Raw genomic sequence first — 22,818 nt, forward strand, 5'->3', positions numbered from 1 at the left:
GTGCGGCTCCTCCTCACCACTTTGCTGGCACTCGTCATCGCCACCGCCGTCGGCCTCGGCCTGACCTACGCGACGGCGACCCGCGGCACCGATCTCGGCACGCTGAAGATCGGCGCCTGGACCGCACGGCCGAAGAGCGGCACCTCCGACGTCGATCCCTATTCGCGCGCCACCATCGCGCGCAGCGGCGAGCTGCCGATCGGCACCGGCGATGGCATCGCGTTCTCGGCGATATCAGACGACAAGAACAAGCCACTCGACGGCCGCTGCGACATCGTGGTCAGCGGCGTGACACCGGCGGCGCGGTTCTGGACGCTGACACTGTTCGACCGCAAGGGGCACCTGGTCGCCAACTCGCTGCAGCGCTACGGCTTCACCAGCCAGGAGATCATGCGCGCCTCCGACGGCACGTTCGAGATCCACATCGCCTCGCGCTCGCGCGCCGGCAACTGGCTGCCGACCGGCGGCATCGAGCGCTACGCGCTGATGCTGCGGCTCTACGACACGCCGGTCGGGGTCGCGACCCGTACCCAGCGCGACGCGCCGATGCCGTCGATCGCAACGACGGGCTGCCCATGATCCGCGTGCTGCTCACCATCCTCGCAGGCGTGCTACTCGGCGGCGTGGTGCATCTCGTCAGCGTGCTGGCGCTGCCGCGCATCGCCTCGCAGGATGCCTATTCGCGGCTGACGCCGATGACCAAGCTCAACGAGGTGACGCAGCTGCCGCTGGCCGACCCGAGCCACTCGCCGATGCCGCTGATGGATCCGGCCTTCGCGGTGGCGATCTGCCGCTACGATCTCTCCACCGGGCCGCTCAAGCTCACCGTGCCGGTCAGCCAAGCCTATACGTCGGTGTCGTTCTACACCCGCAACGAGGTCGCCTATTACGCGATCAACGACCGCTCCGCCGGCAAGAAGGTGATCGAGCTCGACCTGATGACGGAAGCGCAGCACAACGAGCTGCCGGAAGACGAGGAAATCACCGCCGCCGACCGGCTGATCATCGACTCGCCGACGTCAACCGGCCTGATCCTGCTGAAGGCGCTGGCGCCGGAGCCCGGCCTGATGCCGCAGGCGCAGGCCTCGCTCGCCGCCTCCTCCTGCAAGGTGCAGACCGAGCCGGTCGCGGCCAAGCAGGAGGCGCCGCCGCCTTTGCCCGCACCGGCTCCGCCGCCTGCCGCTCGCAAGCGTTAGCTCACATCCAGTGCATGCCGGCCACAGCGGCAGGTCTCGTAGTCGACGGGATCGTGGCTGTTGACGATCGTCACATCGGCGCCATGCGCCGCCTTCAATTGCCGCAGCCGCTCCTGGTTCTGGATGCGCGTCGCGCGATCCATGTCCGCCCGGCGCTGGAACATGCCGAGCACCAGCGGGATCCGCGGCCTGGCATCGAGCTGCGCGTGGTGGAAATAGGCGTCGCCGGCGTGCAGCAGCCAGCTGTCCTTGTCGCGCACCGCGATCCCGCAATGGCCGAGCGTGTGGCCCGGCAACGGGATCATCAGAATGTCCGGCTCGCGGTCGCCGAGCGCGCGCACGCCCTTGAAGCCGAACCAGTCCTCGCCGCCGGCACCATAGAACGTCCAGTCCGGCCCGTGCTGCCACTGCGCCGTGATGTAGCGCCCCTGCGGCGGCGCGACCTGATGCGTCACCGCCATGTCGTACTCCTTGCGATGGACGTGCACCCTGGCCTTCGGAAAGTCCGGCACGCCGCCGGCGTGATCGCGATCGAGATGCGTCAGCAGCACATGGCGCACATCGCCCGGCGAGAAGCCGAGCGCCTTGACCTGCCGCACCGCCGTCTCGGCCGGATCGAGCCGCGGCGTCGTCTGCCGCACCCATTTGCGTCCGAGCCGCGGCGGGTCGCCGATGTCGTCGAGCCCGATGCCGGTGTCGACCAGCACGAGGCCATCATTGCTCTCGACCAGCAGGCAGTGACAGACCATCCGCGCCCGCTGGAAGATGCTGCCGCTGCCGTTCACGAGCCGCTTTCCGATCGGGCACATCGTGCCGGTGTTGAGATGGTGGATGCGCATGACAGGTCCTCCGCTGTAACGGGCGCAGACTTGCCACTCGCGTTTCCATAGGTAAAATATTGTCTTTCTATCCATGTGATAGGTTGGGCCTATGGATATCCGCGAACTCCGCTACTTCGCCGCGGTCTACCGCGAGCGCAATCTGACCGCCGCGGCGAAGCGCTGCTTCATCTCGCAGCCGTCGATCTCGGCGGCGATCACCAATCTCGAGGCCGAGCTAGGCACCACGCTGTTCATCCGGCACAAGAAGGGCATGGCCCCGACCGCCTCTGCTGCGCAGTTTCACGGTATCGCCCGCAGGATCATCGACGAGGCGGACGCGGCGCGAAATCTCTTCCGCAAGCCCGCGACGCGGCAGGCGCTGACGCTCGGCCTGCTACGGACGCTCGATCAGGCCCGGACCATCGCGCTGCTGAAGCCGCTGACCGGCAATACCGATCTTGCGCTCCGGCTGGTCGGCGCCAGCGAGAAGGCCGACGCGCGGATCGTCGCCAAGACCATGGTCGGCACCGGCGAGCACTTCATCCCGCTGTGGAGCGAGCGCTATGTCGCGGCACTGCCGCCCTCGCATCCCCTGACGCTGAAGGAGACGCTCCGGACCACCGACTTCGCCGGCGTTCCGATGATCGATCGTTGCCATTGCGAACAGCAGGAATTCTTCAAGCGCGCCTCGCCGCCGCGCAAGCCGGTGGCGATCGCGGAATCCGAGGAATGGGCGATGGCGCTGGTGGCGGCCGGGGTCGGCGTCGCCATCGTCCCCGAGGGCGTGGCGCGCGGCAATCCGGACATCGCGATGCGCGCGATCGATATCGACGTGACGCGCCAGGTCGGCCTCGCCTACCCCTCGGCCCACCCGCCCTCCGATGCGCTGAAGGAATTCATTGCGAGCTTGCCACGGCAAGCCAACAGTCGCCGGGTCAAATCGACGGCGAAGAAGAACACGAAGCGTGCCTAGACTAGCCCTTCGTCACCACGGCCTGGCCCGTCACCGGCGCGGAGATGAGCGGCGCATTGGCGGTGAGCCGGGCGAGTTCGTTGATCTGGCGTTCGGCGTCGGCGGCCATGCCGTCGGGCGCCTGGATCACCAGTCGCTCCAGCGCCCAGCGATAGGACGAGATCCGCCGCTCAAGGGCCTGCTGGACCCATTGCACGATCAGCGTGTTCTCTTCCATCCGCGCCACCGCATCAGCCCGCTCGCGCGGCGACACGTCGGCGATCATGTGGAGGCTGGCATTGCGCTTGCGATCGAGCTCGATCACCTGGATCGCGGTGGCGAAGAACGGCTCGAAGCGGGTGATGTCGTCGCGCACCTCGTCGATCAGCAGCGAATAGCGCGAGGCGAACGAGCGATGCGGCTCGTCGATCAAATTGCGGCCATAAGCGGTGCGATCGAACACGACCCTCTGCCGCCACGGCGAAGGCAGCGGCTGGTAGTCGCCGAACACGCTCTTCCACGCCGGACGCGACAGCGGCGGCTCGATGAACTGATAGGCAAGGTCGCGCAGCTGTCGTTCGTGTTCGGTGAGCTGGAATTGCGAGGCGTTCTTGCCGATGCTGCCGGTCGCCTCGGCACCGATCCAGCGATGCATGTCGTCGTTGCGGAAATCGGCGCGGGTGCGGCCGAAATCCCCGCCGCTGCAGCCGGCGAGCGCCGAGCCCGCCAGCAGCAGGATCAGCGCCGGGAGTGACCGCCGCGCGACGGTCCGCTGCACAAGCTCCGGCATTGCCCGATGTCCGCGATCAGGAGCGGCGTCGGCGACGGCGGCCCTGCGCAGTGCCCCGCTCCGGTCCGCGACCACCGCCGGTCTCCTCCGTCGTTCGCTCGATCCGGACGACGGGAAGGATCAGTACGGTCCCCATGCCTTCGCCGGCAGCACCGGCCATGCTCGGCCGCCGTGCAGCCGCATCCGCCGGAAACTCAACGATGGTGCCCATGTTCCGTTCTCTCTGGCCCCGCACGGACATGATTTGCCCCGCGCACGCCGAGTTAAGAACGCGCATGGTTAATGACATCTTAAGCCGCCGGTACGGACGGTTACGGATATGGCGCTGTGCCTTAATAGACACGCGCAAATTCGAGCGTTCACCTTCACGGCTTGTTTTCCTTAACTGCCTCTTAAAACAGCCTGCGTAGGCTCGCTGCCACAAGGTTTTCAAACCGAAGTTCACTGGCAAGTCGCGTACGCCCGAGATGAGCGCAGCTCCGCTATTTCCTGGTTTCGATGGGCTGATGACGCTCTCCCGTCGCGAGGGCGTCGACATCCGCCCGACGCTGCTGCGCGTCCTGACCGACCTCTATGTGCAGGCGAGCGCCCACTCCGCCGATGAAGAACGCCAGTTCGTCGAGTTGACGACGCGCCTGATCGACGAGGTCGACGACGCGACCCGTGCCGCGGTCCGCGCGCGGCTTGCGATCTATCCGGCGACGCCCGCACGGATCGTGGACAAGCTCGGGCTGCGCCGCGTCGGTCCCGATCAGCCGATGCCGGCGGCCGCGCCAATTCCTGCGCCCGCCCCCTCCGCGATGCCGGCCAAGATCCCGACCGAAGCCGAGCTGCGGATGGCCGCGAGCCTTGCCATGCGGCCGAACGATGCCGCCGAAATCTCCGACATGTTCTTTGCCGCCAGCACGAAGGAGCGCGCGCAGATCCTGCACAACCTGCAGGAGACGCCGCTGAAGGCCGCGGCGCGGATCCCGGCCGCGCGCGCAGCGCGCGCGATCCATATCCTGGAGATGGCAGCGTTTGCCGAGGACCTCGATAACTTCACGCTCGAACTCGGCGAGGCGCTGATCCTGCCGTCGCGGATCGCCGCGGACGTCGTCAACGATCCCGGCGGCGAGCCACTCGCCTGCGCGATGCGAGCGCTCGACGTGTCGAGCGCCGCGTTCCAGCGGATCCTGATGTTCCTCAATCCGGAAGCCGGCTCCTCGGTCAACTACGTCTATCGGCTGTCGCGGCTCTACGATCGCTTGAGCGAGCGCTCGGCGCTGGTGATGCTGGCGGCGTGGCGCGGCTCGACCATGGCAGTCGCGCGCGCCAGGTATCGCTCGTCGCTCTATGACGATGAGCGCCATCGCGTGCGCGCGACGGCGTCGCAGACGCGCCCGGCGTTGCAGCCCGGCAGCGCGCCCGCCATTCGCAACCAGAAGTCCGGAAGCTAGTTTTTCGCCAGATCAAGAAAGTGCCGCCCGGCACGGTCCTCGGTCTCGACGATCCAGGCGTCGGGATCGAAGCGGAGCTCCTTGGTCAAGCGCTCCTCGACAGATGGCTCGGATACCGGCTGTGGTGCCGTCGGCACGAACAGCCGCTCGACCGGACGGCTGTCATCATAGACCGTCTGCGGCGCGGGCGCATACAACATCGCGTTGCCGTCCATCAGCGCCACCTTGACGAACACGGCGCCGGCTTCCTCGGCGCCCTTCTTGCGGACTGCGCCAAACACGCCTTCGGTCTGGCAGCGGCGCAGGTACGCCGCGACCCATATGCTGGTTTTCAATCGCATGCGCCGAGCTATAGGCCAGCGGCGCGGCCACGTCCAATTGTCACAGATGTCGTCACGCAGCGGCGGGTTGACCGAACCAATCGTCACCCATATCCTTGCATCCGCGGTGCAAGCCGCGCCCGGGTCCACGGGAAGGGTTGAACCCACTTGCAGCAATTGAGCGGCCAACCAAGCCTTTGTGCAGCCGGTTTTGTGGACCATCGGCGATGATGCACGGAGGTTTCCATGGACCGATCGCCCGCGCGATTGAATCTCGAACATCTGAAGAAGCAGGCCAAGGAGCTCATTCGCCTTTATCGGCGGCAGGCGCCAAAGGCCTACGCGCGTTTCCGGCATGCGCTTCCGGCTGCGGCCGGGCGCAGCGACGCTCAAATCGCCGCGCTCGATCTGCGGCTGCACGACGCGCAGTCCTGCGTGGCGCGCGATCTCGGCTTCGCCTCCTGGCCGGACCTGCGGCGCTATGTCGACGCACAATTGCCGCCCGGTAAAAGCAAGGCCGATCGCGTGCGGCGATGGCTGCAGCTGGTCTATGCCGCAGACGTCGCCGGCACCACCGACCGCGCCAACCCGCGCGTTGCGGCGCGGATGCTCACCGAGGATCCCGGCCTTGTCGCCGACGATCCCTATCTCGCCTGCGCCGTCGGCGACGCGGAAATCGTTCGGAGTACCGCAATGAGTGATCCCACATGGGTCAACCGTCCCGGCGGTCCGTTCAAACTGCCGCCGCTGGTCGCGATCACGCATTCCGGCCTGTTGCAGATTCCGGAATTTCAGACGCGGCTGCATCGCTGCGCACGCCTGCTGCTGCAGGCCGGCGCCGATCCCGACCAGCACATCAGCAGCCGCTGGCCGCCGGGATCGCTGGAGGCGCCCGATGACAGCAATCCGCTGTCAGCACTCTATGGCGCCGCCGGCCGCAACCACGATCTCGAACTGACCAGACTGTTGCTCGAAGCGGGCGCCAATCCGAACGACAATGAATCGCTCTACCACTCGCTCGAAGGCTCGGTGACGACAGGCCTGCTGCTCGAGCATGGTGCGCGGATCACCGGCACCAACGCGATGTACAAGGTGCTCGATGACGAGAACGTGGCGGCGCTCGACTTGCTGCTGCGGCACGGCGGCAATCCAAACGAACCCGCCGGCAACGCGCCGCTGACCGAATGCGGCTCGCCGCTGCTGTGGGCGATCCGCCGGCGGCGGTCGCGGACCTGCGTCGCGACACTGCTCGACGCCGGCGCGGACCCGCGCATCACGACACCAGGCGGGCTCAGCGCCTACAGGTACGCGCTGCAATTCGGACTGACCGAGGTCGCCGAGTTGCTCCGCGAGCGTACCGGCGACGAGACGCTTGCCGATGATGAGCGGTTCGTCGCGGCGTGCAGCAGCGGTGACGAGAACGAGGCGCGGCGAATCCAGGCCGGTCGGCCCGATCTTCCAGGTTCACTTTCACGGCAGCAATTGCGGTTGCTTCCGGAGCTCGCCGCGGCTGGCGGCGACGATGCGGTGCGGCTGATGGTCGAGCTCGGCTGGCCGATCACGGTGCGCGGCGGCGACTGGGATGCGTCGGCACTCAATCACGCGGTGTTCCGCGGCAATGCCGGCCTGACGCGATTCCTGCTCGAGCACGGCGCGGAGTGGACCGAGCAGCACGGCTTCGGCGACAACGCTTCCGGCTCCTTGTCGTGGGCCTCCTGCAACGAGCCGGTCAGCGGCGGCGACTGGGTGGGCTGCGCGCAGGCCCTGCTCGATCACGGCATGCCGCGCGCCATTCCGGATCGCGACGATCCGGAATGGGTGCTGTTGGCCGGACGCAGGAAGCTGTTCTCCGACGAGGTCAGGGACGTTCTGCTGGGCGATGCGCCTTAACTCGTCATGGCCGGGCTTGTCCCGGCCATCCACGTCTTAGCTGCAACCAGTCTCAAAGACGTCAATGCCTTCGCAGAGAGACGACTACTCGATCGAATGGCCGATCATCGCGCCGAGCTCGCGCACCAGGCGATCGGACATCTGTCCGGTCACCGGCAGCTTGCGGGCACGCTCGAACTTCGCGATCGCGTGCTGGGTGTCGGCGCCGATCGTGCCGGTCGGCTTGAGTTGGCCGTAGCCATACTCGGTCAGTGTACGCTGGACCGCGGCGATGCGTTTTCCGGCCGGGCTCAGATGCGCGGTCGGGATCGGTGCCGGCGGACGAACGACGTTTGACGGTGCAGCGGCCGGGGACTGTGCGGCGGCCGACGGCGCGGTGGTCGATTTCAGCACCAGATTGGCCATCGGATCGACCGGCTTGGCCTCGACCTTGGGTTCTGCTGGCTTGGCTTCGACGGACCTGGTCTCGGCCGGCTTGGTCTCCACCGGCTTCACGTCGACGGGCTCGGCCGATCGGGCAGCCGCCTCGGCCGGACGCGGGCGCGGTATCGGGCTGGTGGCCGCGGCAACCGGGGCCGGCGGCGGCAGCGTGACCACCGAACCGCCGAACATCGGCGACGGATGACGGCCGGCCTGCAGGAACAGCGCATTGATCAGGATCGCAACGATGGCAGACGTCGCCAGCACGCCGGCAACCAGATCCTTCGGACTGTGCAGCAGCAGGCGCAGGACGAGGCCACGTTCCTCCTCGGCCGCGATGGCTACTGCCTTGGCGCCGCGGCGACGGCGCGGCGTTTCATCGTCATCCAAAGTCTGTCTAGGCACTCTTCTTCACCTGATGGGTTTGCTCTTGTAGTCCGGAACGCAGCGCGGGCTTCAGGGTCGAGACGTTGCTGGACGGCTCGACGGCGGCGGGCGGGGTGAACGCCAGTGGCAGCGCGACCGACACAATGGTGCCCTCGCCCACCTTGCTCTCCACATTGATTTCGCCGTGGTGCAGGCCGACCAGCCCCTTCACGATGGAAAGACCAAGACCGGTGCCCTCGTGGCGGCGCTGATAAGTCTTGCCGGCCTGGAAGAACGGATCGCCGATCCGCTTGAGATCATCGGCGGCGATGCCGACGCCAGTGTCCGAGACACGCAGCACCAGCCGCGATCCCTCGACGCCGGCCGACACGGTGACCTTGCCGCCACGCTCGGTGAACTTGATGGCGTTGGAAACCAGATTGAGCACGATCTGCTTGAACGCGCGCGGATCGCCGTTCACGATCGGCAGATCGTCGGGCACGCGGGTGACGAGGTCGACGCCGCTCTCGCGCGCCTTCAACGCCACCAGATTGCAGCAATTGAGCAGCGCCGGCCGCGGCGCAAACGGCTCCGGCGAAATCTCGAAATTCCCCGACTCCATCTTCGACATGTCGAGGATGCCGTTGACGACCGACAGCAGATGCTGGCCGGAATCGTTGATCAGCTGTGCGTATTCCTTACGGCGGGCCACGTCGAGGCCGAGCACGTCTTCCTGCGCGATCATCTCGGAGAAGCCGATGATGGCGTTAAGCGGGGTGCGCAGTTCGTGGCTCATGGTGGCCAGGAAGCGCGTCTTCGACGCATCGGCCTGCTCGGCCACATTGCGCGCCTGTTCGAGCGCCTGCTCCTGCACCTTGCGATCGGTCACGTCGCGGATCACCGCGACGACCTCGGCATCGGCGGCGGCCTGATCGAGCGGGCGGCAGCGCATCTCGGCCCAGATAAATTCGGCGACGGCTTCGCCCCGCGCACCGTCACGGCGCACGCGGAACTCGACGCTGCGGGAGTCACCGCGGGCGGCGTCCGACAGCGCCGTGAGATAGGCCGGGCGATCAGCGACATGAACGCGGTCGAACAGGCCGTGGCCTAGCAGCCGCGATGCCGGCACGCCGAGCATATTCTCGGCCGCGGGCGAAATGAAGCGCACCGCGCCGTTGCGGCTGTGCCGCGACAGCACGTCGCTCATGTTATGCGCGAGCAGGCGGTAGCGCTCTTCCTCGACATAGAGCAGCGCCACGCTGGTGCGCGCCAGCGACTCCGCACCGAACGCGAGCCCGGCGGCGTAGAAGATCGCCGACACGACGCCGAAACCGACCAGCGTGCTGTTCGAAGCAACCGCGGGATCGACGACCGGCAGCACATGATAATGGCCGAGCACGCTCAACAGCGCCGCGCAGATCATCGCCAGCGCGAACGCAAACGCCACCACGCGCCGCGAGGCCGACAGCGCCGCCTCGATCGGAATGACGACGAGCCACACGGCGGCGAACGAGGCGATGCCGCCGGTCGTCGCCGCGATCATCATCACGAGACCGGCGAGCGCCAGCGACGACAGCACATGCGCGCCTTCATAGCGGCCGGTGCGCGACAGGAACCACGACAGCAGAATCGGCGCGATCAGCCAGGCGAATGCCGCGACCTCGATCGCCGTCGGCGCACCGCGCATCGCAAGAAAGGCAGGGAACGAGGCAAGCGCCGCCAGGCTGCCGAGCAGCCGCGGCGCCATGAAGGCACGATGGCGCGCACGCGTCAGCGCATCATATTGCGCCGACGGATGCAGCAGCGCATCTAGGCAATCGCGGATCAGACTCAAACTACTCACAGCACTCGCGCTTCGGCTCAATCGTCAACTCAGACGCGCCGGAACGCCTCCTTCGTGATTGCAGGTCAACGTGTCAGAGCGAACTTAAGCGAACGCTAAGGCTGGGCGGCCTGCCGCCAAACACCGTGCATTGGAGAGGGTTTGACCCGCTATTCACCGGCCATTTGTCGGGGATGGTGAACGGCTGGTTTCCGGATGCGACATTCTATGGTTTCGAAATGGTGGACGCGGCGAATCCTGCGCATCCGGCACGCGTCGGCCGCCATCAATCGAAAATTTACGGCGAATCAATTCAGGCGAATTTTCCGCGATTTTTCGGCGGATTTACTTCAAGGCAGATACTTCCGATTTATCGACCGATGCTAACCCTCAAGGCCAATAGCGGCATCGACCGCGCAAGAAGCAAGACAAGACAGACGACCGGGATCGCGCCATGTTCTTCCTGCTGCGTTTGGCATTCTGGCTCGGGCTTGTGCTCGTGCTGCTGCCGAGAGACAAAACACCCGAAGCGGACAAGTCGCCGCAGATCAGCGCGTCGGATGCGGTGTCGGCCGCGACCGCGACGATCAACGACATGGGTCAGTTCTGCAAGCGCCAGCCGTCCGCCTGCGAGGTCGGCGGCCAGGCCGCGACCGCAATCGGCCAGCGCGCAACCGACGGCGCGCGCAAGCTCTACCAGATCATCACCGACAAGAAGCCACCCGATCACACCGGCTCGATCGGCCAGGACGATACCGATTCAGCCACCGCGTTCCGCGACACGCTGACCGCAGAGGATCAGTCGATCGAATTCCGCCTGCCGCCGACGCCGTGAGCGGAAACCAAGGCGCTGTCGAGCGAGGCAGGCACCGGTTCGCGCGAAGAAAACGCGTCAAAACAGCCGGGAACCGGTTCCATTTTCATCGCTTTCGCGGCCCGCCTTCCTATATAAGCCGTCAAGGACAGGACGCGGGCCACGATGACGACGATCGACGAAATCAGGGACAATTTTGCGCTGCTGGACGAGTGGGACGACCGTTACCGCTATGTCATCGAGCTCGGCCGCACGCTCGAACCGTTGTCGGAGGCGGAGCATTCGGCCGAGAACAAGGTGCAGGGCTGCGTCAGCCAGGTCTGGCTGTCGAAGCGGATCGAGCGCGATGCCAACGGCGAACCGCGCCTGATCTATATCGGCGACAGCGACGCCCACATCGTGCGCGGCCTGGTCGCGATCGTGCTGACGCTGTTTTCCGGGCAAACGCCCAAGGAAATCCTCGGCACCGACGCGCTCGCGCTGTTCGACGAATTCGGCTTCCGCGACCATCTGACGCCGCAACGCTCCAACGGCCTGCGCTCGATGGTCGACCGCATCCGGAACGATGCGCGCGAGGCGCTGGCGTCCGCCGCGTAATCTCCTATTTCCGCTTCCGCGCCTGCTGGCCGAGGCCCATCTTCTTGGCGAGTTGCGAGCGCGCCACCGCATAGTTCGGCGCCACCATCGGATAGTCGGCCGGCAGGCCCCATTTGTCGCGATACTGTTCCGGGGTCATGTTGTACTGGGTGCGCAGATGGCGCTTCAGCGACTTGAAGCGCTTGCCATCCTCGAGGCACACCAGATATTCGGGCGTGATCGACTTCTTCATCGACACCGCAGGCTTGGCCGGCTCGCTCGGCGTGTCGTTGCGTCCGCTCGACACCCGCAGCAAGGCGGAGTGGACCTGGCTGATCAGGTTCGGAATGTCCGAGGCCGGCGTCGGATTGTTGCTGAGATAGGCCGAAACGATGTTGGCGGTCAGCTCGACCGGCGTTTTGCCTGACGTATCGGACATGGCTCAATCTTCCCCGTGCTATCGACAGCCCGGCGCCCACCGGACAGTATCCATGCGCAGCAATACATTAATGGAATCGCGTACTACTTTGCGAATATGCACGAATTGCAGCAAATCTGACAACAACGGCCGCGTTTCCGGCTTCGGGCCGGCTGCGCGCAAGTATTGGCGCGGATCTAAGGCCGCTGCTCCAGATGCGACCTGAGCTCGTCGATCGAGGCAAATCGCATCATGCCCTCGGGCATCTGCGCCTCGATCGATCCGTCCGAATAGAGCGAATAGGCCATGCCGTCGACGACGCCGGATTTGAGCACGGTCACCGGCGGCTGCTCCTGGGGCGGCGGCGGATGGCCCGATGACGGCGAGGCGGCGGCGGCCGACTGGGCCTCGCCGAAGGTCGATGGCGTCCGGGGGCCGCGCCGCGTGGCGACGTCGACCGACCGCGGCCGGTCGGCCCTCGGCCAGGCATCGTCGAAGGTTGCCGGCGCCGGTTCGGCCGAACCGCCCGGATTCGGACGCAGTTCCGGCGACAACATGTCCGGCGTGAGCGGCTCGGCGGCACGCCCCTGGCTCCGCTCGCGCTCCTTGCGCGAGGAGGAGAACAGCAGATTGCGCCGCTTGGGCGGCGCAGCGCCATCCGCGGGCGCGGCGGCCGGTGCGGGCGGCGGCACCTCGCCTGATGCGCCGCGCGAGGCGATTTCGTCGTGCCAGGGCGGCGGTGCCGCGGGAGCGGATGGCGGGAACGCTGGAGCCAGCGGCGGAGGCGCTGAGACTTTCGGCTCAGGCGGTGGGAACACCGGATCGTCGGGAGTGCCGCGCGGGGAAGTTGCAGACGGCGACCCGGACCGCAGACCCACGGCAACGACGGCATCGAGCCGGTCGCCCATGGCCTGGAGTTCGCGAAGGATGGCGGCAAGGGCCACAACAATCACGCCCGTACATGCGCCGGTCACGCCTGTTGCGATCAACGTGCCGCCGACGCTGAATTCCTTGTTTGGAATTCCGAGGCCGACCGCCGCCAAGCCCGCCACGACCAGGCCCGCGCCGACGACCAACAGACCAACCTTCATCGAACTAACCCCCGGGAGACCCGACCGAAAATCGGCGCGGGCCACCAACGCCACGATACCGTCATATTGCCCACACCGCCAACCGCCAATTGTAGACAGAGTTCCCTAAAATCCCGCTTAACCAAGCCGCGATGCGCTGCTTCACCGCGGCCGCAGTGGCTGTCGGGCAGCCAGCTCCCGTAGATTTACTGGCTACGAATTGCTGCCAATTTATTGCAACGCATCTGGGAAATTACGCCACAATTACCAATTACTCGGAAACGGAACTGCGCTATGGATGCCGGGGAATGAGGCCCTAAAGCGCCAATCTGGGCCACAGGCACGCCGGTATCACTAGCTATGTCATCGATTACGACGTCTGCCCTCGAGGCGCCTGCGCGGCGCTCGGTGGAGAAGACCTGCGACGATCTCGCTGTCCTCGTCCTCGGCGTGGTCGCCGTGGTCGCCGGCTTGACGTTCCGCGATTACGGTCTGGGCTGGGACGATTACACCCACGCTGAATATGCCGACCTCCTGCTGCGCATGTACGAGTCCGGGTTCAAGGACACCGGCGCGCTGTCGTTTGCCAATCTGTATATGTACGGCGGCGGCTTCGACATGGCCGCGGCCCTGCTGCACAAGATCATTCCGCTCGAACTGTTCGAGACGCGCCGCCTGCTCGGCGCGATCGTCGGCGTCATCGGCCTTGCCGTAACCTGGCGCCTGGCACGCCGCGTCGGCGGCCCGCTGGCGGGACTGGCGGCGCTGCTGCTGCTGGCGCTGTGCCCGACCTTCTACGGCCACATGTTCATGAATCCGAAGGATGCGCCGTTCGCCGTGGCGATGGTGGTCCTGATCATGGGCCTGGTCCGCCTGATCGAGGAATATCCGGCGCCCTCGCCGCGCACCATCCTGATCGTCGGCCTGGGGGCAGGCCTGTCGATCGGCTGCCGCGTGCTTGGCGGGCTCGCATTGATCTACGCCGTGGTCGGCTTCGTCCCGCTCCTGATCGAGGAATTCCGCAAGCAGGGCCCGCGCGAGGCGACCCACCGCTTTGCCCATGTCGTCTATGTGCTGCTGCCGGGACTTGTGCTGGGCTATCTCGTGATGGGCCTGATCTGGCCGTGGTCGATCATGGAGCCCGGACACCCGCTCGAAGCGGTGACCTATTTCTCGCACTTCTTCGAGAAACCGTGGAAGGAGATGTTCGACGGCGCGCTGGTGTCGGTGCCGGACATGCCGTGGTCCTATCTGCCTACCTTGTTCGCGCTGCAGCTTCCCGAAGTGCTACTGGTGCTGCTGGCCGCCGCCGTCGTCATCACCTTGATGTCGCTGTCGCGCTACGACGTCACCGCAAAGCGCAAGTCGATCATGCTGATGCTGACGCTGGCGGCGACGCTGCCGCTGGTGATCGCGATGGTGAAGCGGCCGGCGCTCTATAACGGCATCCGTCACTTCATCTTCGTGATTCCGCCGATGACAGTGCTGGCCGGCGTCGCATTCGCGCGCGGCATGGACTGGCTCGGCGAGAACCGCCGGGCCTGGCAGCCCGCGGCGCTCGCCATGTTCGCGTTCGGCCTCTTGCTGCCGCTCAGCGAAATGATCCGCCTGCATCCGTATCAGTACACGCACTTCAACCACATCGCCGGCACGGTGCGCACCGCGGACAACTTCTTCATGCTGGACTATTGGGGCCTGGCGCTGAAGCAGGCATCCGATGGGCTGCGCGAGCAGCTGGCGGAGCGGCAGGAAGTGCCGCCGCAGAACCGCAAGTGGAAGGTCGCGGTGTGCGGACCGCAGCGCCCCGCGCAGGTCGCGCTCGGCCCTGATTTCACGATCGGATGGGACAGCAATGCCGCCGACTTCGCGATGACGCTCGGCGAATTCTACTGCAAGGGCCTGGCCGCGCCGGTCATGGTTGAGATCAAGCGCGACGACGTCGTGTTTGCCCGCGTCTATGACATCCGCGGCCGCAGCATCTCGAGCCTGCTGGCGATCCCGGCGCCGTAACGCATCAGACTGGCCCACTGACGATCGCCGTTCGGATCGTGGGCCGCATGCCGACATAACTGTCACGCCGTTACCCTGCCTTGCTGCGGTCCGGCGGCGGCGCTACGCTTGGACCAAGCAATAACGCCATCAATGGAGCAATCGGCCATGTCGCCAGCGGAAGCGCGCCTGAAGGAAGTGCCGTCGGATATGAGTGCGGCGGAATGGGAGCAGCGGATCAATCTTGCTGCCTGCTACCGGCTGGTCGCGCTCTATGGCTGGGACGATCTGGTCGATACCCACATCTCCGCCCGCGTGCCGGGGCCCGAGCATCACTTCCTGATCAACCCCTACGGGCTGATGTTCGACGAGATCACCGCGTCGAGCCTCGTCAAGGTCGACCTCGACGGCAACCAGCTTTCGAAGAGCGACTACAGCATCAACCCGGCCGGCTTCACCATCCATTCGGCGATCCACGAGGTGCGCGAGGACGCCGGCTGCGTGCTCCATCTGCACACCGTCGACGGCACCGCGGTGTCGAGCGGCCCCGACGGGCTGCTGCCGCTGAACCAGACCGCGCAGCTCGTCACCCACGACCTCGCCTATCACGACTATGAAGGCATCGCGCTCGATCATGACGAGCGCCCGCGCCTGCAGCGCGATCTCGGCAGCAAGAACCACATGCTGCTGCGCAATCACGGCACCCTGACGGTCGGCCGCTCCGTCGCCTCCGCGTTCGAGCGGATGTACCATCTGGAGCGCGCCTGCTCGATGCAGGTGGCGACCCGCGCGCTCGGACCGATCGCCTATCCGGTCGACCAGCATGCGATCGACAAGAACACCGAGCTGCTTTCCAACCCGGACCGCGCCGAGCTGCGCTCGACCCAGCTGGTCTGGCCGCCGCTGCTGCGCAAGCTCGACCGGGTCAATCCCGGCTACCGTGATTGAAATTTCACAATCTCCGGGTAGGCTATCGGCCAACATCCTCTGCACTACCGAATCAAAACGCCGCCCAATTCCGGGCGGCGTTTTTACGTTCGGGGGCCTGGCCGAGACCCGTAGGATGGGTAGAGCGCAGCGAAACCCATCACGCCTCAGCATCAAGACCGCTCACCGAACGTTCCATCCGTTCTCTCCCCGTCGCCAGCCCAGTCCTCTGGGTAGACTCCGAGCCTGACCATGCGATGAAACGACGAATACGGCCAGTCCCTCACCCGCTTCACGAGGCCGTGCTTGAGTGGATTGATGTGCACGTAGTCGATGTGACGAGTGAGGTCACTTTCATCCCGGATCGTGTGCTCCCAGTAGCGTCGCTGCCAGATGCCGCGTTCCGACCTGGCCGCTCGGCTACCCGAAATGAGTTCGCCGACCGGAAGGCTTCGTGAAAATGTCGATTTGATCTGCCTCCAGCGCGTCGCAAAGTCAGCATCACCTTCCGGCAAGCTCCAAACTGCATGGAGGTGATCGGGCAGAATGACAATCGCCTCGGTCGTGAAAGGATGCCGTTCGCGCGTTTCACGGAAGGCGGCGCGCAGTTGATCGATGTGGTCCGTCAGCAATCGCAGACGCCGGTCCTCTAGATTGACCGTGAAGAAGAAACTGCCTCCAGCAATGAAATTACGACGATAGGTGACCATGACTGATCGCAATGAAGAAGCGATGGGTTTCGCTTCGCTCTACCCATCCTACATCCGAATCAAAACGCCGCCCAATTCCGGGCGGCGTTTTTACGTGCAGTGCGCATGCGCGCTATTTGGCGTCGCCGAACGCCGCCAGGATCCGCGCCCAGGAGCGGATGCCCTTGTGGTAGCTCTTGAGGTCGTACTTCTCGTTCGGCGAATGGATGTTGTCGTCGTCGAGTCCGAAGCCGATCAGCACGCTGTCGAGACCGAGCGTGTGCTTGAAATCGGCAACGATCGGGATCGAGGCGCCGGAGCCGATCAAGAGCGCCTCCTTGCCCCATTCGTCGGTCAGCGCGCGGCGCGCGGCTGCCAGCGGCTTCATGTTCCAGTCGAGCGCGATCGCCGGCGCGCTGGAATGGTCGGTGAACTCGGCCTTGCAGTCGGCCGGCAGGCGCGCCTTCACATAATCGCGGAACGCCTTGCGGACCTTCTCGGGATCCTGTCCCTCGACCAGGCGGAACGAGACCTTCGCTGACGCCTCGGCCGCGATCACCGTCTTGGAGCCCTCGCCGGTATAACCGCCGACGATGCCGTTGATGTCGCAGGTCGGGCGCGAGGAGACCTGCTCGATCAGGAGCCGGTCCTTTTCACCGGCGGGCACCGAGAGGCCGATCGGCTTGAGGAAGCTCTCCGGCGTCAGATTGAGCTGCTTCCACTGGGCCAGAATATCCGGCGGCAAATCCCTCACGCCGTCATAGAAACCCGGGATGGTGATGTGGCCATTCTCGTCATGCAGGCCGCCGAGGATCCGCGTCAGCACGCGGATCGGGTTCTGCGCGCCGCCGCCGAACACGCCGGAATGCAGGTCGCGATTGGCGGCCTTGATCTTGACCTCGTCATAGACCAGGCCGCGCAAGGAGGTGGTGATCGCCGGCGTATTCGGGTCCCACATGCCGGTGTCGCAGACCAGCGCGAAGTCGGCCTTGAGGTCGTCCTTGTTCGCCTCGAGGAACGGCACGAAATTCTTCGAACCGATCTCCTCTTCACCCTCGATGACGATCGTGATGTCGACCGGCAGCGATCCCGTCACCGTCTTCCAGGCACGGCACGCCTCGACGAAGGTCATCAACTGTCCCTTGTCGTCCTCTGCGCCGCGCGCGACGATAATCTTGCGCCCGTCGGCATGGTCGGTCACGACAGGCTCGAACGGCGGACGGTGCCAGAGATTCAACGGATCGACCGGCTGCACGTCGTAGTGGCCGTAGAACAGCACATGCGGGCGTCCGTCGCTCGAGCCGTTCAGCTTGCCGACCACGGCCGGATGGCCGGCGGTTGGCCGCACTTCGGTCTTGAAGCCGAGGGTTGCGATATCCTTGGCGAGATGATCGGCAGCCGCCTTGCAGTCATCAGCGAAGGCCGGATCGGCCGAGATCGATTTGATCCGCAGCAGCGTGAACAGCCGCTCGAGACTGTTGTCGAAATCGGCGTCGATGCGGTCGAGGACGGGCTGCAGCTTGGCGTTGGACATCGCGGATATCCTTTTTGTTGGACGTTGCGCCAGGTTGTAGCGCGCCGGCCGCGGGAGGCAAAGCCGGTCTCCCGCTTCGGCCGACCGGCGCGATGCTATCTGCGCAGCAATCCACCGAGAGCGCCGCGCACCAGCGCCCGGCCGATCGAGCCGCCAACCGAACCGCCGAGCGATTTGCCGAGATCGGCGGCCACGCCGCCGATCACCTTGTCGGTCACCGAGCGCGTGACGCTGCGCGCGATCACCTGTCCGGTCGACATGCGGCCGCGCTTGACGTTGGTGCCGAAGATCGTGGACGCGATCGAACCGAGCTGGCCGAGGATGCCGCCCCCCTCGCCGCCACCGCTGCCGTCCGCCGGCGCCGCCGTCCCGGCGAGCCGCTTCTGGATGATCTCGTAGGCGGATTCGGCGTCAACCGCGGTGTCGTATTTGCCCTTGACCGGGCTCGCATCCATGATCGCCTTGCGCTCCTCCGGCGTGATCGGCCCGATCCGCGCCGACGGCGGGCGCACCATGACGCGCTCGACCATCGACGGCGTGCCGCCGCCCTCGAGGAACGACACCAGCGCCTCGCCCTTGCCGAGCTCCATGATCACCCTCGCGGTGTCGAGCTTCGGATTGGGCCGGAAGGTCTGTGCGGCCGCGGCAACCGCCTTCTGGTCGCGCGGCGTGAAGGCGCGCAGCGCGTGCTGCACGCGGTTGCCGAGCTGCGCCAGCACCTTGTCCGGCACGTCGATCGGATTCTGCGTGACGAAATAGACGCCGACGCCCTTGGAGCGGATCAGCCGCACCACCTGCTCGATCTTGTCCATCAGCGCCTTCGGCGCGTCGGTGAACAAGAGATGCGCCTCGTCGAAGAAGAACACCAGCTTCGGCTTCGGCAGGTCGCCGGCCTCCGGCAATTCCTCGAACAATTCCGAAAGCATCCAGAGCAGGAAGGTGGCGTAAAGCCGCGGGCTCTGCATCAGCTTGTCGGCGACCAGGATATTGACCATGCCGCGGCCGTCGCGGTCGGTCCGCATGAAATCCTTCAGCGTCAGCGCCGGCTCGCCGAAGAACTTGGCGCCACCCTGGTTCTCGAGCACCAGGAGCTGACGCTGGATCGTTCCGACGGTCGCCTTGGACACATTGCCGTAGCTCTGTGCCGCTTTGCGGATCGGCGCCAGCGGATCCTCCTCGTCGTCGGCAGCCTTCCTGCTGCCGTCCGGGGCGATCGCATCCAGCAGCGCCCGCAGGTCCTTCATGTCGATCAGTGTGAGGCCGTTCTCGTCGGCGACACGGAAGGCAACATTGAGCACGCCCTCCTGCACGTCGTTCAGATCGAGCATCCGCGAGAGCAACAGCGGTCCCATCTCGGTGACGGTGGCGCGCACCGGATGGCCCTGCTCGCCGAACACGTCCCAGAATACGGTCGAGAACTGATCCGGCTGGAAGGTCAGGCCCATCTCCTTGGCGCGCTTCAGGATAAAGTCCTTGGCCTCGCCGACTTCGGAGATACCGGAAAGATCGCCCTTGATGTCGGCTGCGAAAACCGGAACGCCGGCGCGCGCAAATCCTTCAGCCATGACCTGTAGCGTGACGGTCTTGCCGGTTCCGGTAGCACCGGTCACAAGGCCGTGGCGGTTGGCCAGCGCAAGCGTCAGCCAGGCTGTTTCCTCGCCCTTTCCGATAAAGATCTTCTCATCGGTGTCGGCCAACTTGGTGTCGGACGTCGCCATCGCTTCGCCTCTTAACGCGATTTTAAATCGGCTCGATCCATTCGAACCGATGACATCATATTGCATCTTGCAGGTCGATTGAAACCATCGGCGCGCACTGATGTATATTGTCGCTCCACCAGTTCCTCATACTTTATTCCCGGCCAAGTGACGAAAGGCATTGCGCATTGCGACAAGATGGTGTGAATCCGCCGCTCAATCTTGCAGAGGTGCAACACTCCCGACGCGATCGAAAAAGAAAACGAACTGAAATGCGCGGATCGCTTGTATTTCGTGACACAGGCGCTCAAGATAAATCTTCAAGAATGATCCGGCAAAAACCGGTTGAGGCGGGGCAATATGGACGAATTGGTTGGGCAGCTGGCCGCGAAGGCCGGCATCGACGGTGCTGTCGCTGAAAAAACCATCGGCATCGTTCTGGGTTTCCTCCGTAACGAGGGACCTTCCGACAAAGTTCAGGCTCTGATCGACCAAATCCCCGGCGCCGAAGCGGCAATCGCCGCCTCCAACAACAGCGGTGGTCTATCGCGGTTGATGGGTGGCGGTCTGATGGCTGTCGGCACCCGGCTGATGGCGCTTGGATTGAGCATGAGTGAGATTCAGAACGTCGCGCGTGAACTTTTCAGGTTCGGCCGCGACAAAATCGGAGCGGATCAAATGGGCGAGATCATCTCGGGGACACCGGGCCTCAGCCAGTTTGCCTGAAGCATTTTCCCAAACGCCATTGCACGTGCGCTCCCTTCTACCTGCATACGAGTATCATGACATACCCCCTCTCCGAGATCGAAGGCCTGTCCGCCTATTGCGCCACCAAACTGAAATCGCAGGGTATCCGCACGACCGACGCACTGCTTGAAGCCGCCCGCACCGTCAAGGGACGCAAGGCGCTCGCCGCCAAGACCGGGATCAGCGAACAACAATTGCTCGAATGGGCCAACATCTCCGACTACATGCGGATTCCCGGCATGGGCAAGGCGAAGGTCGGCCTGGTCCGCGCCGCCGGCGTCACCACCGTGCGCGAGCTCGCGCACCGCAACCCGTCGCGGCTCGCGCAGAGCATGAAGGACGCCAATGTGCGGCGTAAGCTCGTCCGCGTGATGCCGTCGGAGAAGTCGGTCGAGCTGCTGATCGAAGAGGCACGCAAGCTGCCTCCCAAGATCACCTATTAGCCTGTCTTAACGGCATTCAGCCGCGGGCCGCGTCACCCGTCAGCGCCACACCTTGACTTGCCGCTGCGGTCAGCGCAAAGCCACCGCATGATGGCGAGCAAGCCCATGGCATCGACGGTGACCGGCCCGGCCGTATCGGCGGTTCTGCCGGCGCTGTTGTCGCGGCCCTATCCGGCCGTGATGGGCATCCTGAACGTGACGCCGGACTCGTTCTCCGACGGCGGCCAGTTCGCCGCACCCGAAGAGGCGCTGGCACAGGCCCGCAAGCTGGTCACCGAGGGCGCCGATATCATCGACATCGGCGCGGAATCCACCCGTCCCTACGGCTCGCAGCCGGTCACCGCCGAGGCCGAGATGGCGCGGCTGAAGCCCGTGCTTGCCGACGTGATCGCCCTTGGAGTGCCGGTCTCGATCGACAGTATGAAATCGGAGGTCGTGGCCTGGGCGCTCGACCAGGGCGCTGTCATCGCCAATGACGTCTGGGGCCTGCAGCGCGATGCCGGCATGGCGCCGCTCGTCGCCGCGCGCGGCGTGCCCGTGATCATCATGCACAATCGCGAGCAGGCCGATCCGGCGATCGACATCATGCAAGACATCGCCGCCTTCTTCGAGCGCTCGCTCGCGATCGCCGCGAGCGCCGGCATTTCGCCCGACCGGATCGTGCTCGATCCCGGCATCGGCTTCGGCAAGACCCCTGAGCAGAGCATGATCGCGTTGGCGCGGCTCTCCGAGTTCGACGCGTTCCGACTGCCGCTGCTGGTCGGCGCCTCGCGCAAGCGCTTCATCAGCACGGTCGTGCCGTCGGAGCCGCAACAGCGGATCGGCGGCTCGATCGCGGCGCATCTGATCGCCGCGCAGAATGGCGCCCGCATCATCCGCGCGCATGACGTCGTCGAAACCGTTCAGGCGCTGCGCGTGGCCGCAGCAATCGAGGGACAGCAATGACCGATACGATCTTCATCACCGGGATCGTCATCCATGCCCGTCATGGCGTGATGGAACATGAGACCGAAGTCGGGCAGCGCTTCGTCATCGATCTCGAGCTCTATACCGACCTCTCGGAATCCTCGCGCACCGATCGCCTCTCCGACACCGTCTCCTATTCCAACGTGGTGGCGACCGCGACGTCGGCATTCAAGAACACCAACTACAAGCTGCTGGAGCGCGCCGCCGGCGCGGTGGCCGAGGACATCCTGGCGAGTTTTCCGCGCATCCGGGCGGTCAAGGTCACGGTGCACAAGCCGCACGCGCCGATCGCCGCGATCTTCGACGATGTCGGCGTGGTGCTGACCCGCTCGCGCCATCAACCGCCCCAGGGGTGAACGCCGATGGCTGACGTCCTGATCGCCCTCGGCGGCAATGTCGGCGACGTCCGCACCACGTTTCGCAAGGCGATCGCCAATATCTGCGGCATGACCCAGGCCGCGCTTATCGCACGCTCGTCGGATTATTCGACGCCGCCCTGGGGCGAGCAGCAGCAGGACAGCTTCATCAATGCCTGCATCGAGATCGAGACCAGTCTCGATCCGCACGCGCTGCTGTTCACGCTGCACAAGATCGAAGCCAAATTCGGCCGCGACCGCAAGAACGAGCAGCGCTGGGGGCCGCGCCCCCTCGACCTCGACCTGATCGCCTATGACGACGTCACACTGAACAAGCCGGAACTGACGCTGCCGCACCCGCGTTTGTTCGAACGCGCCTTCGTCTTGGTGCCGCTCGCCGAGATCGTTCCCGACCGCGTCATCGCCGGGCGCCGCGTCGCCGATGCGCTGGCGAAGGTCTCCGCCGACGGTATTTTCCGTCTAGCGGACCTCGATTAAAGCCAAACCACGGCAAACAACCGTTTGGCTTGGCCGCCCGCCCGTGGCAATTTCCGGCCAAATCAAGGGGCCCCTCGC

At 65.3% G+C, this 22,818-nt stretch carries 25 protein-coding genes; 14 read left to right on the forward strand and 11 right to left on the reverse strand.

Annotation, left to right across the window (positions count from 1 at the left end; genetic code table 11):
• Together QA635_RS28045 and QA635_RS28050 are read left to right on the forward strand one after the other, a co-directional pair.
• A complete protein-coding gene (locus QA635_RS28045; protein ID WP_092079521.1) occupies positions 1 to 579 on the forward strand; it encodes a DUF1214 domain-containing protein in 579 nt (192 codons plus the stop codon).
• Positions 576 to 1,196 carry a DUF1254 domain-containing protein gene (locus tag QA635_RS28050; RefSeq protein WP_028345337.1) on the forward strand — a complete coding sequence of 207 codons (621 nt, stop codon included), beginning with the start codon at positions 576 to 578 and terminating at the stop codon, positions 1,194 to 1,196. Before QA635_RS28045 ends, QA635_RS28050 begins: the two co-directional genes overlap by 4 nt.
• On the opposite strand, the gene QA635_RS28055 is transcribed toward QA635_RS28050, so the two are convergent.
• Positions 1,193 to 2,035, reverse strand: a complete 843-nt coding sequence (locus tag QA635_RS28055; protein ID WP_283062671.1) for an MBL fold metallo-hydrolase — start codon at positions 2,033 to 2,035, stop codon at positions 1,193 to 1,195. The genes QA635_RS28050 and QA635_RS28055 overlap by 4 nt on opposite strands.
• Positions 2,036 to 2,126: 91 nt before the next feature.
• Between QA635_RS28055 and QA635_RS28060 the strand changes: the two genes are divergently transcribed.
• Complete coding sequence (locus QA635_RS28060) at positions 2,127 to 2,990, forward strand: LysR family transcriptional regulator (RefSeq protein ID WP_283062673.1); 864 nt, start codon at positions 2,127 to 2,129, stop codon at positions 2,988 to 2,990.
• Position 2,991: 1 nt separating this feature from the next.
• Here QA635_RS28060 and QA635_RS28065 read toward each other — a convergent pair whose 3' ends face one another.
• Positions 2,992 to 3,759, reverse strand: coding sequence for a hypothetical protein (locus QA635_RS28065; RefSeq protein ID WP_038379546.1), 768 nt, complete (start codon positions 3,757 to 3,759; stop codon positions 2,992 to 2,994).
• 16 nt (positions 3,760 to 3,775) lie between these two features.
• Complete coding sequence (locus tag QA635_RS28070) at positions 3,776 to 3,970, reverse strand: hypothetical protein (protein ID WP_283062677.1); 195 nt, start codon at positions 3,968 to 3,970, stop codon at positions 3,776 to 3,778.
• Positions 3,971 to 4,265: 295 nt separating this feature from the next.
• On the opposite strand from QA635_RS28070, the gene QA635_RS28075 reads away from it, so the two are divergent.
• Positions 4,266 to 5,198 (forward strand): DUF2336 domain-containing protein, encoded by a 933-nt coding sequence (locus tag QA635_RS28075; RefSeq protein WP_283062679.1) that lies wholly within the window; start codon positions 4,266 to 4,268, stop codon positions 5,196 to 5,198.
• Here QA635_RS28075 and QA635_RS28080 read toward each other — a convergent pair.
• Positions 5,195 to 5,539: a DUF1491 family protein gene (locus QA635_RS28080; RefSeq protein WP_092079509.1), complete on the reverse strand. Its 345-nt coding sequence runs from the start codon at positions 5,537 to 5,539 to the stop codon at positions 5,195 to 5,197. The genes QA635_RS28075 and QA635_RS28080 overlap by 4 nt on opposite strands.
• Positions 5,540 to 5,764: 225 nt before the next feature.
• Between QA635_RS28080 and QA635_RS28085 the strand changes: the two genes are divergently transcribed.
• Positions 5,765 to 7,408, forward strand: a complete 1,644-nt coding sequence (locus tag QA635_RS28085) for an ankyrin repeat domain-containing protein (RefSeq protein ID WP_283062681.1) — start codon at positions 5,765 to 5,767, stop codon at positions 7,406 to 7,408.
• An 84-nt stretch (positions 7,409 to 7,492) separates the two neighbouring features.
• Here QA635_RS28085 and QA635_RS28090 read toward each other — a convergent pair whose 3' ends face one another.
• Both QA635_RS28090 and QA635_RS28095 read right to left on the reverse strand, forming a co-directional pair.
• Positions 7,493 to 8,233, reverse strand: coding sequence for a peptidoglycan-binding domain-containing protein (locus tag QA635_RS28090; RefSeq protein WP_283062683.1), 741 nt, complete (start codon positions 8,231 to 8,233; stop codon positions 7,493 to 7,495).
• Positions 8,226 to 10,058: a PAS domain-containing sensor histidine kinase gene (locus QA635_RS28095; RefSeq protein ID WP_283062685.1), complete on the reverse strand. Its 1,833-nt coding sequence runs from the start codon at positions 10,056 to 10,058 to the stop codon at positions 8,226 to 8,228. Before QA635_RS28095 ends, QA635_RS28090 begins: the two co-directional genes overlap by 8 nt.
• 412 nt (positions 10,059 to 10,470) lie before the next feature.
• On the opposite strand from QA635_RS28095, the gene QA635_RS28100 reads away from it, so the two are divergent.
• Both QA635_RS28100 and QA635_RS28105 read left to right on the forward strand, forming a co-directional pair.
• Positions 10,471 to 10,851, forward strand: coding sequence for a DUF5330 domain-containing protein (locus QA635_RS28100; RefSeq protein WP_092079496.1), 381 nt, complete (start codon positions 10,471 to 10,473; stop codon positions 10,849 to 10,851).
• A 144-nt stretch (positions 10,852 to 10,995) separates the two neighbouring features.
• Positions 10,996 to 11,427, forward strand: coding sequence for a SufE family protein (locus QA635_RS28105; protein ID WP_141343262.1), 432 nt, complete (start codon positions 10,996 to 10,998; stop codon positions 11,425 to 11,427).
• 4 nt (positions 11,428 to 11,431) lie between these two features.
• Here QA635_RS28105 and QA635_RS28110 read toward each other — a convergent pair whose 3' ends face one another.
• Positions 11,432 to 11,845, reverse strand: coding sequence for a Ros/MucR family transcriptional regulator (locus QA635_RS28110; RefSeq protein WP_057015640.1), 414 nt, complete (start codon positions 11,843 to 11,845; stop codon positions 11,432 to 11,434).
• 176 nt (positions 11,846 to 12,021) lie between these two features.
• A complete protein-coding gene (locus tag QA635_RS28115) occupies positions 12,022 to 12,915 on the reverse strand; it encodes a DUF308 domain-containing protein (protein ID WP_283062689.1) in 894 nt (297 codons plus the stop codon).
• Between the two features lie 339 nt (positions 12,916 to 13,254).
• Between QA635_RS28115 and QA635_RS28120 the strand changes: the two genes are divergently transcribed.
• The gene (locus tag QA635_RS28120) at positions 13,255 to 14,904 is read left to right on the forward strand and encodes a glycosyltransferase family 39 protein (RefSeq protein WP_028331641.1); all 1,650 of its coding nucleotides are present in this window, start codon (positions 13,255 to 13,257) and stop codon (positions 14,902 to 14,904) included.
• A gap of 147 nt (positions 14,905 to 15,051) precedes the next feature.
• Positions 15,052 to 15,831 (forward strand): class II aldolase/adducin family protein, encoded by a 780-nt coding sequence (locus QA635_RS28125; protein WP_028331642.1) that lies wholly within the window; start codon positions 15,052 to 15,054, stop codon positions 15,829 to 15,831.
• Positions 15,832 to 15,983: 152 nt separating this feature from the next.
• On the opposite strand, the gene QA635_RS28130 is transcribed toward QA635_RS28125, so the two are convergent.
• The 3 genes from QA635_RS28130 to QA635_RS28140 form a co-directional block, all read right to left on the reverse strand.
• A complete protein-coding gene (locus QA635_RS28130) occupies positions 15,984 to 16,520 on the reverse strand; it encodes an REP-associated tyrosine transposase (protein WP_283062692.1) in 537 nt (178 codons plus the stop codon).
• Between the two features lie 112 nt (positions 16,521 to 16,632).
• On the reverse strand, positions 16,633 to 18,033 hold the full coding sequence (locus tag QA635_RS28135; RefSeq protein WP_283062694.1) for a M20/M25/M40 family metallo-hydrolase: 1,401 nt from the start codon (positions 18,031 to 18,033) through the stop codon (positions 16,633 to 16,635).
• Positions 18,034 to 18,128: 95 nt separating this feature from the next.
• Positions 18,129 to 19,751 carry a helicase HerA-like domain-containing protein gene (locus QA635_RS28140; protein ID WP_283062696.1) on the reverse strand — a complete coding sequence of 541 codons (1,623 nt, stop codon included), beginning with the start codon at positions 19,749 to 19,751 and terminating at the stop codon, positions 18,129 to 18,131.
• Between the two features lie 339 nt (positions 19,752 to 20,090).
• Between QA635_RS28140 and QA635_RS28145 the strand changes: the two genes are divergently transcribed.
• From QA635_RS28145 to folK, 5 genes are all read left to right on the forward strand, one after another.
• Entirely contained in the window at positions 20,091 to 20,456 is a 366-nt protein-coding gene (locus QA635_RS28145; protein WP_016841849.1) for a hypothetical protein, read from the forward strand.
• Between the two features lie 56 nt (positions 20,457 to 20,512).
• Positions 20,513 to 20,920, forward strand: a complete 408-nt coding sequence (locus QA635_RS28150; RefSeq protein WP_018270650.1) for a DUF4332 domain-containing protein — start codon at positions 20,513 to 20,515, stop codon at positions 20,918 to 20,920.
• 105 nt (positions 20,921 to 21,025) lie between these two features.
• Positions 21,026 to 21,865 carry a dihydropteroate synthase gene (gene folP / locus QA635_RS28155; RefSeq protein ID WP_425249057.1) on the forward strand — a complete coding sequence of 280 codons (840 nt, stop codon included), beginning with the start codon at positions 21,026 to 21,028 and terminating at the stop codon, positions 21,863 to 21,865.
• Positions 21,862 to 22,242: a dihydroneopterin aldolase gene (gene folB, locus QA635_RS28160; RefSeq protein WP_016842351.1), complete on the forward strand. Its 381-nt coding sequence runs from the start codon at positions 21,862 to 21,864 to the stop codon at positions 22,240 to 22,242. The genes folP and folB overlap by 4 nt, the downstream gene beginning before the upstream one ends.
• A 6-nt stretch (positions 22,243 to 22,248) precedes the next feature.
• Entirely contained in the window at positions 22,249 to 22,740 is a 492-nt protein-coding gene (gene folK / locus QA635_RS28165; protein ID WP_283062702.1) for a 2-amino-4-hydroxy-6-hydroxymethyldihydropteridine diphosphokinase, read from the forward strand.
• The last annotated feature ends 78 nt before the right edge of the window (positions 22,741 to 22,818 follow it).

This window comes from Bradyrhizobium brasilense (genome assembly GCF_029714345.1).
Taxonomy (GTDB): domain Bacteria; phylum Pseudomonadota; class Alphaproteobacteria; order Rhizobiales; family Xanthobacteraceae; genus Bradyrhizobium; species Bradyrhizobium australafricanum.

Bases quoted from the DNA above. Each gene is read 5' to 3' on its own strand.
- QA635_RS28050 (WP_028345337.1), top strand. From the start codon at position 576: ATGATCCGCGTGCTGCTCACCATCCTCGCAGGCGTGCTACTCGGCGGC.
- QA635_RS28055 (WP_283062671.1), bottom strand. From the start codon at position 2,035: ATGCGCATCCACCATCTCAACACCGGCACGATGTGCCCGATCGGAAAG.
- QA635_RS28060 (WP_283062673.1), top strand. From the start codon at position 2,127: ATGGATATCCGCGAACTCCGCTACTTCGCCGCGGTCTACCGCGAGCGC.
- QA635_RS28065 (WP_038379546.1), bottom strand. From the start codon at position 3,759: ATGCCGGAGCTTGTGCAGCGGACCGTCGCGCGGCGGTCACTCCCGGCG.
- QA635_RS28070 (WP_283062677.1), bottom strand. From the start codon at position 3,970: ATGGGCACCATCGTTGAGTTTCCGGCGGATGCGGCTGCACGGCGGCCG.
- QA635_RS28075 (WP_283062679.1), top strand. From the start codon at position 4,266: ATGACGCTCTCCCGTCGCGAGGGCGTCGACATCCGCCCGACGCTGCTG.
- QA635_RS28080 (WP_092079509.1), bottom strand. From the start codon at position 5,539: ATGCGATTGAAAACCAGCATATGGGTCGCGGCGTACCTGCGCCGCTGC.
- QA635_RS28085 (WP_283062681.1), top strand. From the start codon at position 5,765: ATGGACCGATCGCCCGCGCGATTGAATCTCGAACATCTGAAGAAGCAG.
- QA635_RS28100 (WP_092079496.1), top strand. From the start codon at position 10,471: ATGTTCTTCCTGCTGCGTTTGGCATTCTGGCTCGGGCTTGTGCTCGTG.
- QA635_RS28105 (WP_141343262.1), top strand. From the start codon at position 10,996: ATGACGACGATCGACGAAATCAGGGACAATTTTGCGCTGCTGGACGAG.
- QA635_RS28110 (WP_057015640.1), bottom strand. From the start codon at position 11,845: ATGTCCGATACGTCAGGCAAAACGCCGGTCGAGCTGACCGCCAACATC.
- QA635_RS28115 (WP_283062689.1), bottom strand. From the start codon at position 12,915: ATGAAGGTTGGTCTGTTGGTCGTCGGCGCGGGCCTGGTCGTGGCGGGC.
- QA635_RS28120 (WP_028331641.1), top strand. From the start codon at position 13,255: ATGTCATCGATTACGACGTCTGCCCTCGAGGCGCCTGCGCGGCGCTCG.
- QA635_RS28125 (WP_028331642.1), top strand. From the start codon at position 15,052: ATGTCGCCAGCGGAAGCGCGCCTGAAGGAAGTGCCGTCGGATATGAGT.
- QA635_RS28130 (WP_283062692.1), bottom strand. From the start codon at position 16,520: ATGGTCACCTATCGTCGTAATTTCATTGCTGGAGGCAGTTTCTTCTTC.
- QA635_RS28135 (WP_283062694.1), bottom strand. From the start codon at position 18,033: ATGTCCAACGCCAAGCTGCAGCCCGTCCTCGACCGCATCGACGCCGAT.
- QA635_RS28140 (WP_283062696.1), bottom strand. From the start codon at position 19,751: ATGGCGACGTCCGACACCAAGTTGGCCGACACCGATGAGAAGATCTTT.
- QA635_RS28145 (WP_016841849.1), top strand. From the start codon at position 20,091: ATGGACGAATTGGTTGGGCAGCTGGCCGCGAAGGCCGGCATCGACGGT.
- QA635_RS28150 (WP_018270650.1), top strand. From the start codon at position 20,513: ATGACATACCCCCTCTCCGAGATCGAAGGCCTGTCCGCCTATTGCGCC.
- folP (WP_425249057.1), top strand. From the start codon at position 21,026: ATGGCATCGACGGTGACCGGCCCGGCCGTATCGGCGGTTCTGCCGGCG.
- folB (WP_016842351.1), top strand. From the start codon at position 21,862: ATGACCGATACGATCTTCATCACCGGGATCGTCATCCATGCCCGTCAT.
- folK (WP_283062702.1), top strand. From the start codon at position 22,249: ATGGCTGACGTCCTGATCGCCCTCGGCGGCAATGTCGGCGACGTCCGC.